19 protein-coding genes are annotated in these 13,359 nt (G+C 38.8%); 3 read left to right on the top strand and 16 right to left on the bottom strand.

From position 1 onward, the window contains the following. Positions 1-47: 47 nt before the first annotated feature. The 3 genes from G9H65_RS02735 to G9H65_RS02725 are packed head-to-tail and all read right to left on the bottom strand — an operon-like array spanning position 48 to position 2,309. Positions 48-749 (bottom strand): WbqC family protein, encoded by a 702-nt coding sequence (locus G9H65_RS02735; protein ID WP_166373793.1) that lies wholly within the window; start codon positions 747-749, stop codon positions 48-50. 1 nt (position 750) lies between these two features. Beyond that, positions 751-1,776, bottom strand: coding sequence for a thiamine-phosphate kinase (gene thiL, locus G9H65_RS02730; protein WP_166373792.1), 1,026 nt, complete (start codon positions 1,774-1,776; stop codon positions 751-753). A 47-nt stretch (positions 1,777-1,823) separates the two neighbouring features. Beyond that, complete coding sequence (locus tag G9H65_RS02725) at positions 1,824-2,309, bottom strand: hypothetical protein (RefSeq protein WP_205753222.1); 486 nt, start codon at positions 2,307-2,309, stop codon at positions 1,824-1,826. A 98-nt stretch (positions 2,310-2,407) separates the two neighbouring features. Between G9H65_RS02725 and G9H65_RS02720 the strand changes: the two genes are divergently transcribed. From G9H65_RS02720 to G9H65_RS02710, 3 genes are all read left to right on the top strand, one after another. Further along, on the top strand, positions 2,408-2,647 hold the full coding sequence (locus G9H65_RS02720; protein ID WP_166373791.1) for a cytochrome b5 domain-containing protein: 240 nt from the start codon (positions 2,408-2,410) through the stop codon (positions 2,645-2,647). A gap of 4 nt (positions 2,648-2,651) precedes the next feature. Beyond that, positions 2,652-3,512, top strand: coding sequence for an N-acetylglucosamine kinase (locus G9H65_RS02715; RefSeq protein WP_166373790.1), 861 nt, complete (start codon positions 2,652-2,654; stop codon positions 3,510-3,512). A gap of 93 nt (positions 3,513-3,605) precedes the next feature. Next, positions 3,606-5,027, top strand: a complete 1,422-nt coding sequence (locus tag G9H65_RS02710) for a TonB-dependent receptor (RefSeq protein ID WP_166373789.1) — start codon at positions 3,606-3,608, stop codon at positions 5,025-5,027. A gap of 57 nt (positions 5,028-5,084) precedes the next feature. On the opposite strand, the gene carA is transcribed toward G9H65_RS02710, so the two are convergent. The 13 genes from carA to rpsE all read right to left on the bottom strand — a co-directional run bounded on the left by carA (position 5,085) and on the right by rpsE (position 13,359). Further along, positions 5,085-6,185, bottom strand: coding sequence for a glutamine-hydrolyzing carbamoyl-phosphate synthase small subunit (carA, locus tag G9H65_RS02705; protein WP_166373788.1), 1,101 nt, complete (start codon positions 6,183-6,185; stop codon positions 5,085-5,087). 89 nt (positions 6,186-6,274) lie between these two features. Next, a complete protein-coding gene (gene rplQ / locus G9H65_RS02700; protein ID WP_166373787.1) occupies positions 6,275-6,892 on the bottom strand; it encodes a 50S ribosomal protein L17 in 618 nt (205 codons plus the stop codon). A 90-nt stretch (positions 6,893-6,982) separates the two neighbouring features. Then, a complete protein-coding gene (locus G9H65_RS02695) occupies positions 6,983-7,972 on the bottom strand; it encodes a DNA-directed RNA polymerase subunit alpha (RefSeq protein WP_166373786.1) in 990 nt (329 codons plus the stop codon). Positions 7,973-8,043: 71 nt separating this feature from the next. After that, complete coding sequence (rpsD, locus tag G9H65_RS02690) at positions 8,044-8,649, bottom strand: 30S ribosomal protein S4 (RefSeq protein ID WP_166373785.1); 606 nt, start codon at positions 8,647-8,649, stop codon at positions 8,044-8,046. 103 nt (positions 8,650-8,752) lie between these two features. Continuing rightward, entirely contained in the window at positions 8,753-9,148 is a 396-nt protein-coding gene (gene rpsK / locus G9H65_RS02685) for a 30S ribosomal protein S11 (protein WP_109324397.1), read from the bottom strand. A gap of 45 nt (positions 9,149-9,193) precedes the next feature. Then, a complete protein-coding gene (gene rpsM, locus G9H65_RS02680; RefSeq protein ID WP_109324398.1) occupies positions 9,194-9,571 on the bottom strand; it encodes a 30S ribosomal protein S13 in 378 nt (125 codons plus the stop codon). Between the two features lie 43 nt (positions 9,572-9,614). Further along, positions 9,615-9,731, bottom strand: coding sequence for a 50S ribosomal protein L36 (rpmJ, locus tag G9H65_RS02675; protein ID WP_109324399.1), 117 nt, complete (start codon positions 9,729-9,731; stop codon positions 9,615-9,617). 28 nt (positions 9,732-9,759) lie between these two features. Further along, complete coding sequence (gene infA, locus G9H65_RS02670) at positions 9,760-9,978, bottom strand: translation initiation factor IF-1 (protein WP_092013982.1); 219 nt, start codon at positions 9,976-9,978, stop codon at positions 9,760-9,762. A gap of 10 nt (positions 9,979-9,988) precedes the next feature. Next, a complete protein-coding gene (gene map, locus G9H65_RS02665) occupies positions 9,989-10,795 on the bottom strand; it encodes a type I methionyl aminopeptidase (protein WP_166373784.1) in 807 nt (268 codons plus the stop codon). Between the two features lies 1 nt (position 10,796). Then, entirely contained in the window at positions 10,797-12,116 is a 1,320-nt protein-coding gene (secY, locus tag G9H65_RS02660; protein ID WP_166373783.1) for a preprotein translocase subunit SecY, read from the bottom strand. Between the two features lie 17 nt (positions 12,117-12,133). Beyond that, positions 12,134-12,580: a 50S ribosomal protein L15 gene (rplO, locus tag G9H65_RS02655; RefSeq protein ID WP_109324402.1), complete on the bottom strand. Its 447-nt coding sequence runs from the start codon at positions 12,578-12,580 to the stop codon at positions 12,134-12,136. A 45-nt stretch (positions 12,581-12,625) separates the two neighbouring features. After that, the gene (gene rpmD / locus G9H65_RS02650) at positions 12,626-12,805 is read right to left on the bottom strand and encodes a 50S ribosomal protein L30 (RefSeq protein WP_205753085.1); all 180 of its coding nucleotides are present in this window, start codon (positions 12,803-12,805) and stop codon (positions 12,626-12,628) included. 35 nt (positions 12,806-12,840) lie between these two features. After that, the gene (gene rpsE, locus G9H65_RS02645) at positions 12,841-13,359 is read right to left on the bottom strand and encodes a 30S ribosomal protein S5 (RefSeq protein ID WP_166229560.1); all 519 of its coding nucleotides are present in this window, start codon (positions 13,357-13,359) and stop codon (positions 12,841-12,843) included.

The following is a 13,359-nucleotide window of genomic DNA, read 5'->3' as shown; positions in this document are numbered from 1 at the left end:
TTCTACAATCAAATAATACCGAAATTTATCAAACGGATTTCCTTTACCTAAATTAAAGAATACGCAGAAAGCATTGTCACTATATCTTGTTTCGAATTCCACATCAATACATCTATCATGGATAATCCAGCGACAAAATCATGTTTATTCCCCTGAGAATAAGGAGGCAAGGATTGATTTAAAAAATTTAATTGAAATCCTTTGTCTGCGAAATACTCTTTTTGATATAATTCTTGACCATTCTTAGCATTGATATAGTGTTTATTACCTAATGTTTCTGTTATCGCCATCAGTCTTTCCGCTCGTTCTAGATCTGTAGAAACACCTAATTCTGAGCTAAAATGAAACCTTTTCTCTAAGTTCAAATACTGCCAAGTTGCCATGACGCTAGAAGCAGCTAAATCAGCTATGCTGGAGGGCTTTTTATTTAAAACAGACTCAATTAACTCCATCACCGGAACAAACTGTGGGGCTTTTTTATAGGCCGACTGCAATTGCTGTAACCATTTCGTAGGAAATTCGGGGCCCCAAGAAATGTTGGATTCTCGAATACTCTTGTTTTGACTTTGCTTTTCTAATGGTATGGTAAATAAAAATGGATTTTGCTGCATTAAAATTTGATTCCTATTAATCCAGCCTTTTTTGATGAACATGACATCATCATAAAAGACAAAATCATCCACAGATTGAACTAATTGAAAATAGCCCAAATAAGGAAAAAAATACGGCTGCATGATAGCTACTGACATATTATTGTGGGCCAAATCCAGGGGCTGTCAAAGCGACTACTTGTTCGGATTTCATCACCAAAACACGTTCATTTGGAATATCCGTCATGTAGCCTATGGCCGTAACATCGGTTATTTTACTTACTTTATCAAAATCAGTTTGTGCAATGGTGAACACCAATTCATAATCTTCGCCTCCATTCAAAGCGGCGGTCAATGGACTAATACTAAATTCCGTAGCCACTAAATAAGTCTCATCATCGATCGGTATATTTTTTTCGAAAATCCTCGCTCCAGTACCAGAGGCATTACATAAATGCAAAATCTCAGAAGCTAATCCATCCGAACAATCTATCATGGAGGTAGGCACCACCCCTAATTCCTTTAAATCATGAATGATATCAAAACGAGCCATGGGCTTAAGTTGTCGCATCACTACATAGTTCTTTTCATTCAATTCCGGCTGCATAGCAGGATTGGCTAGGTATACTTGTTTCTCTCTTTCCAATGATTGCAAACCCATCAAGGCTCCCCCTAAATCACCTGTTACGCAAATAACATCGTTGGGTTTTGCTCCACTTCGCTTCACGAGCTGATCTTCTGCGACCAAGCCCAAGGCACTCACTGAAATGATCAAACCTTGGGGAGATGACGTGGTGTCGCCACCGACTAAATCAATTTTGTATTCTTCACAGGCTAATTTTATTCCTTCATATAACTCCTCTACAGCTTCCACTGAAAAGCGATTACTGAGGCCTAGGCCCACAGAAAGCTGAGCAGGGATGGCATTCATCGCCGCAATATCTGAAAGAGCCATACTGGTTACCTTAAAACCCAAATGCTTCAAAGGCGTATATGACAAATCAAAATGTACTCCCTCTATGATTAATTCAGTCGTAGATACGACTTTAAAACCATTGGTTTCTAAACCCGCTGCATCATCCCCTATCCCAATGGATGTCCATGGTTGATGTGCTGTAAATCCTCCTGCCAAACGCTGAATGAGACCAAATTCTCCTAAAGACCCAATTTCTGTTCTTTTCTCCATAAACTAGAAAAGCCGCCCAATGAGGCGGCCTCATGATTAATTTGTGATTAAGGATTGACTAAGCTCAACCTAATCTTTTTATTACTTGCTTTTACGTATGCGGTGGTAGATTCAATCACCAAGCTACTGGCTGTAGGTACTCCTGAAATGGTAAAGGCTAATGTACCACCGGTACCCGTAGGCTCTGTACCATCGCTTGTTTTTAAGCTCGACAAAGTCAATGTTTTATTATCTGATGATAAGCTATATGTGCCTGTAAACTTATTTCCATCATATTCTGTCAAGGAAACAGATGAAGAACTCGTTAGATCCAATTTAAACTGGGCGTAGCCTGCTACTAAATTCGACGTGGCTGTTTTATCATATTGCACATTTCCATCCCATTGTATATTGGAGGCTGACCAAACCTTTTTAATTAGATCAGATACCAAAGGGGTTGGGGTTGGAGGAGTTGGGGTTGGATCATCCTTACTACAGGCGGCAAATAAGCTTACACATAAGATGGAAACAAATACGCGAAATGTATTTTTCATAAATCCGATAACATTAAATATCAAGTAAAATTAAAAATCTTTGCTTACAAAACGGCTTTTCGTGCTTTTTATTTAGTTTCGTACTAATTATCTACGCATTGGACTCAACACTTCCACATTATTCTAAGGCTCAGTTGGCCTTAAGGAATGGACAAGATCGCCCAGAAATCTGGGTGGCTTTCCAAGGTAAAATATATGATATGAGCCATTCCCGACTTTGGAAAAATGGTAAACATTATGAACATTGGGCTGGGCAAGATTTAAGCGACGAATTGAAAGATGCTCCCCACACTGATCAAGTTTTTGACAAATATCAAGCCATTGGCATACTAATTTAATCCCATGATTTTACTCATTGAAAGCGGTTCAAGTAAAACAGAATGGAGGTATATTTCATCTCCACAGGAAGCATATCAACGTTTTCATTCCTTGGGAATCAACCCCTATTATCAAACAGCAGAAGAAATACAAGCTTCTCAGAAGGATGTTCTATCTCAACTAAGTACACTTACGGTTGAGGAGATTTACTATTATGGCACTGGCATTACCGATGATTCCAAAAGAGAGATCATACGGAATTGGCTCAGCCCATATTTTTCAGGAGTAAAGACTATTCAAGTAGACAATGATTTAATAGCTGCTGCCAGATCGCTGTGCGGAGATGATTCGGGAATTGCTTGCATCTTGGGAACTGGGTCTAATTCAGGTTTTTTTGATGGGGAGAGTATTAAGGAGCAAATCCCCCCTTTGGGCTTTTGGTTGGGTGATGAAGGTAGTGGTGGGCACTTAGGAAAGCTGCTAATATTAGCCTATTTGCACCATGACCTGCCACAAGACCTTCGTGATTTATTTGTCAAACGATATGGAGAGTTGAATCGATTAGAGATTTTATCCAAAGCGTATCAAGGTGAATATCCTAATCGATGGTTTGCTGGATTTTCTAAATTTTTGTTTGATCACCGCAAGCACCCATTCTGTTATCAATTGATTGAACACGCATTTCAAGAGTTCATCCGTTTATATGTTTGCAAATATGCTGAAGTTGAAACTCAAAAAATTCACTTCACTGGCTCCATAGCCTTTTATTATTCGGATATTTTGAAACAAGTACTTAGAAAAAATCGTTATCTCTTGGGAAATATCAGCGAGACCCCGATGGCAGGCTTAACCTTATACCATAAATCAAAAAGATGGACTGAATAGGTTAGGATGTTTTCAAGAAAATCATGTAAATAGCAGGATAATTATATAACTTTGCTAAGTAGTAGCCTTCGTAATCAACAAACTCATTCGTCTATGACTGCCAAATTAAAATCCATAGGGACGAAACAAAAAGCCCTTCAGATCAATTTAGATCGCAGTATATATGGTTCATTTGCAGAAATTGGGGCAGGACAGGATGTCGCTGCTAACTTTTTTAAGGCAGGTGGAGCATCAGGTACCATAGCTAAAACCATTTCAGCTTATGACATGGCTTTTTCTGACGCCATTTATGGGGAAGAAGAATCCGGAAAATATGTTTGTGAGCCTCGTTTGATGAAAATGCTCAATCGTGAATTCAAATTATTGAAAGTTCGATTGACTGAATCAGCCGATGAGAAACGTTTCTTCTCCTTTGCGGATACCGTTTCTGCCTTAAACTACCAAAAAGATAATGATGCCCATGGTTGGGTGGGATTACGTTTTCAGTTAAGTCCAAATGGCCCAGTGAATGATGTCGTAATTCACATTAATATGTTGGATAATGATAATATTCTTCAACAGCAGGCATTGGGAATCATTGGGGTAAATTTAATTTATGGTTGCTACCATTATCATGCTGACCCAGAAAAAATACTAGTTTCTTTATTGGACGACCTTTCGCCTGACCGAATTGAGATTGACATGATTCGTTTTGAGGGTCCAGATTTTAAGGATGTTGACAACCGGCTGATGTCCTTGTACTTGGTGAAGCATGGATTCACGCAAGCGGCCTTATTTGGTCCTGATGGGAATGTCATGCAACCTTATGATGCCCTTTCGAAGAAACACATTGTAGCCATCCGTGGTCGTTTTAGGCCAGTGACAAACATCTTTTCTGACATGGTCAAAAAAGGGATTAAACAGTTTGAAAACGAAGCCGATATTGATGATGATAAAATTTGTGTCGTATCAGAATTAACGCTGAGGAATCTAGAAAATGAAGGTAATCACATCAATGAAAAGGACTTTTTAGACCGTGTGGATATTTTATGTTCGTTGGGTCAAACGGTATTGATTTCCAACTTCCACGAATACTTTAAACTAGTAGCATATTTAAGCAAGTTTAGTCGCTTAAAAATGGCTTTAATCATGGGTATGCCAAACTTGGATTACATCTTTGAAGAGAAGCATTACACGCAATATCCAGGAGGAATACTAACCGCTTTTGCTAGTTTATTTGGTTTGAAAATCAAGCTTTATTTATACCCTACCTTGGATGAAAATGGGCAATTAATTAACCTAAAAAGTTTCCAACCCGAGGCACATTTGACTGGTTTATTCCAATACTTATTGGACAATGAAAAATTAGCCGACATACATTCATATGATGAGAATTTGATGAAAATCCGTACAGATCGAGTGTTGGATTTAATTCAACAAGGTTCAGGAGAATGGGAAAATTTAGTTCCAAGCTCGGTGGTTAAGCTCATTAAGGAAAAAGCCTTATTTGGTTATCCAGAAAAAAGCCTGGCTTAAATTTCAAGCAATATAGAGTTAATAAAAAAGGCAACGTCACGGTTGCCTTTTTTATTTCTATCGCATAAGATCGATAAACTGATCAAACAAATATCGGGAATCATGTGGCCCTGGGCTAGCCTCTGGATGATGTTGCACCGAGAATGCTTTTTTACCTTTGACACGTAAACCTTCTACGGTCTGGTCATTTAAATTAATGTGCGTAAGGCTTGCTTGTGAACTTGTACTAAGCTCCTCCATACGGACAGCAAATCCATGATTTTGGGAAGTAATCTCCGATAATCCCGTTTCTAAATTCTTAACAGGATGGTTTAATCCACGATGTCCATTGTGCATTTTATAGGTGGATAAACCGCAAACTTGAGCTAAAATTTGGTGACCTAAACAAATCCCAAATACGGGTTTATCGCTAGCCAAAAATTGACTTACTGTTTCTACAGCATAGGGCATTACAGCAGGATCACCTGGGCCATTGGAAACAAAATAGCCGTCCGGCTGCCATGCAGTAATTTCCTCAAAAGAAGTCTTAGCTGGAAATACTTTCAAATAGCACCCACGATCAGTCAGATTACTCAATATACTTTTCTTAACCCCAAGATCAAGTACTGCTACCTTAAAATCTGCATTTTCACTTCCTAAGAAATAGGTTTCTTGAGTACACACTTGAGATGAAAGCTCTAGTCCTTCCATGTCAGGCACTTTAGCTAATTCTTTTTGTAGAGAATCGATATCAAAAATTTCAGACGAAATCAAGCAGTTCATCACTCCTTTGGTACGAATATGACGAACCAAAGCACGCGTATCGATCCCAGATATACCTACTATTCCTGCTTTTTCTAAATAATCTTGTAAAGATCCAGTAGCAGTAAATCGGGAGTTAACACTTGAAAACTCATTACAAACCATTCCAGCTATTTGCACTTGATTGGATTCCGCTTCCTGAGCATCCATCACACCATAATTACCAATATGAGCGGTAGTATTAATAATTACTTGTCCAGCATAAGATGGATCCGTATATATTTCCTGATAACCCGTCATACCCGTATTAAAACAAATCTCACCACCGTGTGTGCCTATTTTGCCTAATGCTTTCCCATGGAAGAGCGTACCATCTTGCAACAATAAAACCGCCGGAGTCGATTCTGTAATTTTCATAATGTATCTATGTTTGAATAATTTTTTATCTAAAAAAAGGGCTTCAACTAATTAAAGTTAAAGCCCTTCCAAATTATAAGAGAAATGAATTATGCATCTTCTCCTTTTTCTTCTTTAGGCTCTTCTGTTGATTCCTCAGCAGCAGGCTCTTCAGCCGCAGCTACTTCTTCAACTACTTCAGCTGCTGGAGCTTCTGCTACTTCTTCAGCTGCAGCTACTTCCTCAACAACCTCAGCCGATGGAGTTTCTGCTACTGGTGCAGTAGCTTCAAGACCTTCTTTCTTTGCTCCTGAACGACGACTTCTACGAGTTTTACCAGCCTTTTCAGCAGAAGCAGCTAGCATTGTTTCGTTGAAATCAACTAATTCGATGAAACAAATCTCAGCGTTGTCACCAAGACGATTTCCTAATTTGATAATACGAGTGTAACCACCTGGACGTGCAGCAACTTTTTCAGAAACGATTCCAAATAATTCTTTAACTGAATCTTTATTCTGAAGGTAAGAGAAAACAACACGACGATTGTTTGTGCTATCTGTCTTAGACTTTGTAATTAAAGGCTCAACATATTTACGCAATTCTTTTGCTTTCGCAACAGTAGTTTCGATACGTTTGTGTAAAATTAAAGAGGATGCCATATTCGATAATAAGGCTGCTCTGTGGGAAGCTGTTCTTCCTAAGTGATTGAATTTTTTTCCGTGTCTCATTGTGTTAATTCGTAAGTTAAAAGTCCTTTCGGACTGCGGTTAGTGGGTTTTACATGACCACCACCTATTACTTATTTAAAAATTGATTAATTAATCTTCGTCTAAACGATATTTCGCAACATCCATTCCGAAGGTTAAGCCTTTCTCTTCTACTAGTTGTTCTAGCTCAGTTAATGACTTTTTACCAAAGTTACGGAACTTCATCATATCTGAAATCTCTAATTTCACTAATTCACCTAAAGTACGAACATCTGCTGATTTAAGGCAGTTGTAAGCACGTACAGATAAATCTAGATCGGCTAAAGAAGTCTTCAATAATTTACGCATGTGTAACATCTCTTCGTCTACTACATTGTCTTCCTCCGCTTTTGGCGTTTCGAAAGTCATGGTTTGGTCAGAGAATAACATGAAGTGTTGGATTAAGATATAAGCTGCACCTTTCAATGCATCTTCAGGATGGATAGAACCATCTGTTTCGATATCTAACACTAATTTTTCGTAGTCAGTTTTTTGCTCTACACGTGTATTTTCAATGCTAAATTTAACATTTTTGATCGGTGTGTAGATGGCATCAATGGCGATGTGACCAAAAGCTAATTCATTCGCACGAGGCTCATCAGCTGGTACATATCCACGACCTTTTTCGATGATTAACTCAACCTCTAATTCTTTAGAAGAATCTAAGTTACAAATCACCAAATCAGGATTTAAAACGGTAAAATAAGGCGTAAATTTAGCAATATCACCAGCAGTAAAGGAAGTTTGACCTTTCACTTTGATATTTACTTTATTTTCCAAAATCTCTTGCGCCTTCTTAAGACGGATCTTCTTCAAGTTAAGGATCATTTCAGAAACATCTTCATGAACACCTTCTATTGCTGAAAACTCGTGTAAAACACCAGAAATCTTAACGCTTGTAATCGCATAACCTTCCAAAGAGGAAAGTAAAATTCTACGAAGTGCGTTACCAATGGTAACACCGTAGCCTTTTTCGAGTGGCTTGAACTCAAATGTCCCGTGGAAGTCATCGGCTTTCTCCATCACAACTTTCTCGGGCATTTGGAATGCTAATATTGACATATTTCGTAGCTTAAAATGATCTTGAAAAAACGTTATTGATACTCTTTAAAATTGTATTATTAACCAGATTATTACTTCGAATACAATTCGACAATAGCCTGCTCATTAAAGTTTTCAGGGATCTGATCTCTTTCAGGGAAAGCGGTAAATTTACCAACTAACTCCACTCCATCCCACTCTAACCAATTGAAACGCTTTGGTGAACGGCTCGCAAGCGAATCAGAAACAACCTCAAGAGATTTAGATTTTTCACGTACACCGATCAATTGGCCTGGGCGTAATGAGTAAGAGGGCACATTTACTACATCTCCATCCACAATGATATGTTTGTGGATAACCAATTGACGAGCAGCACGACGCGTAGGAGCAATTCCTAAACGATATACTGTGTTGTCCAATCTTGCCTCACACATTTTCAACAAGTTCTCACCTGTGATACCTTCTTTAACGGCGGCTTTGTGAAACAAATTTTCGAACTGACGTTCTAAAATACCATAGGTATATTTTACCTTTTGTTTTTCCTTTAATTGGATGGCATATTCGGAAACTTTTGAACGTTTCCCTTTACCATGCATACCAGGAGCATAATTTTTACGAGCTAATGCTTTACTCGGACCTAAGATTGCTTCGCCGAAACGACGTGCAATTTTGGATTTTGGACCAGTGTATCTTGCCATTTTTTTTAAAAGTCAATGCCCCTCTTGTGGACAATGAAGTAATTAATTAAGTGAATAAATGATGTTGGAGAAAATAATTACTAATTACCCAACATGAATAAAATTAAACGCGACGACGTTTTGGAGGACGACATCCATTGTGAGGCATTGGAGTGATATCCTTAATTAAGGAAACTTCGATACCTGAGTTTTGGATAGTACGGATAGCTGACTCACGTCCAGCTCCTGGTCCTTTTACAAAAACCTCTGCTTTTTTCATTCCCGCTTCAACAGCTACTGCTGCGCAGTTTGATGCTGCCATCTGAGCTGCGTAAGGAGTGTTTTTCTTAGACCCACGGAAACCCATCTTTCCTGCAGATGCCCAAGAAATTACCTGTCCTGCTGAATTGGTAATTGAAATAATGATGTTGTTAAAGGAAGCTTTGATGTGTACTTGGCCTACTGACTCAACTACCACCACTCTTTTCTTCGCTTTATCTTTTCTTTTTGCTTGTGCCATTGGATAAAATCAATAAAAATTGTGTAGGGGAATTATCCCCTGTTATTATTTAGTTACTTTCTTCTTGTTAGCAACTGTCTTTCTACGACCTTTTCTCGTACGAGAATTGTTCTTAGTTCTTTGGCCACGTACAGGAAGTCCTTTACGGTGACGCAAACCACGGTAGCATCCAATGTCCATCAAACGCTTGATGTTCAATTGAACCTCAGACTTAAGCTGTCCCTCCGTTTTGAATTCGGCTGCAATAATAGCACGAATGGCGCTAGCCTCCGTATCATTCCACTCACCAGCTTTCTTATCAAACGAAATTTCTGCTTTCGTCAAAATCTTTTGAGCAGTGCTACGACCAATACCGAAGATATAAGTCAACGCAATTTCTCCTCTTTTTTTGTCGGGAATATCAACCCCTGCAATACGAGCCATATAGGTAATTAATTGTTGTTATTAATCATTTAATACTTTCGAATTATCCTTGACGTTGCTTGAACTTAGGATTCTTCTTGTTGATGACATAAAGCTTTCCGTGACGACGAATGACTTTGCATTCTGCACTACGCTTTTTGATCGATGCTTTAACTTTCATATTTGTTTAATTTATGGGTCAAACCTTACTATTTATAACGATAAACTATTCTTGCCTTACTCAAATCATAAGGAGACATTTCTAACTTCACTTTATCACCAGGCAAAATCTTGATGTAATTCATTCGCATTTTACCTGAAATATGCGCAATCACTTGATGCGTATTTTCTAATTCCACCCGAAACATCGCGTTCGAAAGGGCTTCCAATATGATGCCATCTACTTCGATCGAGGATTGTTTGGCCATAATTTATATGTTAAATATTCAACAATACTGTTGATGTTTTTAATACTTCTTCAATGTAACTAAAGGTTGTCAGCTGCAAAGCTTCATTTTTACCTATTGCTACGGTATGTTCAAAATGAGCAGATGCTTTACGATCTACCGTCCGAATGGTCCAGCCATCCTTATCCACGGTGATTTGACGCTTTCCTAAATTAACCATCGGTTCAATGGCTATCACCATTCCCTCTTTTAATTTAGGACCATCTCCTCGGCGACCATAATTAGGAACTTCTGGACTTTCATGTAAATTTTTACCTACTCCATGTCCTACTAATTCCCGAACTACTCCGTAACCAAATCCCTCGGTATAAGTCTGCACTGCTGAACCTATATCACCGATACGTTTTCCTGCTACTGCTTGCTTAATTCCTTGGTACAAAGACTCTTTCGTCCTTGTTAATAAATTCTCAACATCCTCTCCCACTTGACCTATTGCATAGGTATAAGCGCTATCAGCGTGAAAACCATGTTTATAAACACCGGCATCGATGGAAATTATATCTCCTTCTTTCAGCTCCAAACTCCCTGGTAATCCATGAACTACCACGTCATTCACTGAGATGCAAAGCGAATAAGCATATTTCTTATCCCCTACTTGGTAATTTAAAAAGGAAGGATGTGCATCATGATCCTTAATAAACTGGTAGGCAATTTTATCTAAAGCTAAGGTACTTACACCAGGTTGAATGGCTTTAGCAACTTCAGCATGACACTTTCCTAAAATTTCACCATTCGCTTGAATGATCGCTAATTCTTGGGGCGTCTTTAAATAAATCATCTTATCGGCTAATCATTTCGGAACGTCCTTTCACACGTCCTGACTGCATCAGACCCTCATATTTACGCATCAACAAATAACTTTCTATTTGTTGTAATGTATCTAAAACCACACCAACCAAAATAAGCAAGGATGTACCTCCAAAGAAAGAAGCAAAACCTCTTGTCACTCCAAATAAATTGGCAACAGCTGGTAGAATAGCAATGATAGACAACATCAAAGCACCTGGCAATGTAATGCGGTCTAAAATACTAGCAATGAAATTAGATGTTTCTTCTCCTGGCTTAACACCTGGAACAAATCCTCCACCACGCTTCATATCATCCGAAATTTGTGTTGGATTAATGGAAATCGCAGTGTAGAAAAAGGTAAACACAACAATCAATAAAGCAAATAAAGCATTGTATTGCCAAGTAGTAAAATCTCCAAAAGATTGAGCTACCGATTGAGCAAATTCACTTTTCTCTGCAAAAGATTGAGCTACTAAACCTGGAATAAACATCAAAGCCTGAGCAAAAATGATGGGCATAACTCCAGAAGCATTTAGCTTTAAAGGAATATATTGACGCTCACCACCTACGGACAACTTACTTCCTACGACTTGCTTAGCATACTGAACAGGAATACGACGAACCGCTTGGGTTACCATGACAGCTCCCATCACGACAAAGAATAAAGCTATTATTTCAATGATGAATAATAAGGCTCCTGCCATACCACGTGATCCAGCCTCTTGTAATATAGAAGCAGGAAAACGAGAGACAATACCAATCATAATCAACATAGAAATACCATTTCCAATACCCTTGTCAGTAATCTTCTCCCCTAACCACATACATAACATGGTTCCACCAATCAAGATAGCTACTCCATAAAGACGGAAGAACCATGGATCAACCAAGATAGCTTCTGCGGGAATAGTAACTTGTAAATAGGTAAATCCTTGCGCTGCTGTGACGAAAATCGTTAAGATACGTGTGATTTGGTTTAATTTTTTACGACCTGATTCCCCATCCTTCTGCATCTTTTGGAAGTAAGGAAGAGCAATGGTCAACAACTGAATAGCGATAGATGCTGAAATATAAGGCATGATACCAAGAGCAAATACCGAAGCATTACTCAAAGCTCCACCGGAGAACATATTCAACAAACCAAAGAGTCCACCATCACCAGCCTGTGTTAATTTAGTCGCATCTACACCTGGTAGAACGATATAAGAACCAAGACGGAAGAAGGTGATAAAAAGTAACGTATTAAAAATACGACCTCTTAATTCCTCAATCGCGAAGATATGCTTAAACGTTGTTATTAGCTTGTTCATTCGTTTAGAATAGAGGATTAACCAACAATTGCTTGACCACCTGCTGCTTCGATAGCAGCTTTAGCAGCACCAGAGAAACCTTTAACGGTAACTTCTAAAGCGGAAGTAACACTTCCACGGCTTAAGATTTTCACTAAGTCAGACTTAGATACTAATCCGTGGCTGTAAAGTGTCTCAAAATTGATTTGCTTCAAACCAGTAGCATCAGCTAAAGCTTGTAAGGTATCTAAATTGATTGCTTTGTATTCTACACGATTGATGTTTTTGAAACCAAACTTAGGTACACGACGTTGGATTGGCATTTGACCTCCTTCAAATCCACGCTTACGTGAATAACCTGAACGAGACTGCGCTCCTTTGTGACCACGAGCGGAAGTTCCACCAAGACCTGAACCTTGACCACGACCTACTCTTTTTCTTGTTTTTACCGAGCCTTCTGCCGGCTTTAATGAAGATAATTTCATGTGTATTGGGCTTAACGCTACCCTAATGGGCAACTCGCAATTAAATTATATATTCTCTACTACAATTAAGTGATTGACTGCACGAATCATACCGGCAATAGCTGGGTTTAATTCAACTTCAACACTCTTACGGATCTTACCTAATCCTAGTGCTTGAATCGTACGTTTCTGAACTTCAGGACGCTTGATGGCACTTTTTACTTGGGTAATTTTAACTTTAGACATCGTATGTTCTATTTTAGAGGCACTAAGGCACTCGATTATCCATTAAATACTTTAGCTACAGAAATTCCTCTTTGGAAAGCTACTGTGTGTGGAGCTCTCATCTTTACTAAAGCATCAATTGTTGCTTTAACTACGTTGTGAGGATTAGAAGAACCTTTAGATTTCGCTAATACGTCGTGAACACCTGCTGATTCTAAGACAGCACGCATCGCACCACCGGCGATCAATCCTGTACCTGGAGCAGCTGGCTTGATTAATACGAAACCACCAGAGAACTTACCTAATTGCTCGTGAGGAACGGTGTTCTTCAACAAAGGAATTTGGAATAAATTTTTCTTAGCGTCTTCGATACCTTTTGTGATAGCATCTGTTACCTCGTTAGCTTTTCCTAATCCGAAACCTACGATTCCGTGACCATCACCTACTACAACGATAGCAGAAAAACTGAAACGACGACCTCCTTTTACCACTTTGGCAACACGGTTGATGGCTACTACTTTCTCCTTCAACTCACCCTCATTAACCTTAATTGGTTTTGCTTGTAAATGCGACAT

This window comes from Aquirufa ecclesiirivi (assembly GCF_011250515.1).
GTDB classification, from domain to species: Bacteria; Bacteroidota; Bacteroidia; order Cytophagales; family Spirosomataceae; genus Aquirufa; species Aquirufa ecclesiirivi.
This window is presented reverse-complemented; position numbering and strand designations above follow the sequence as displayed.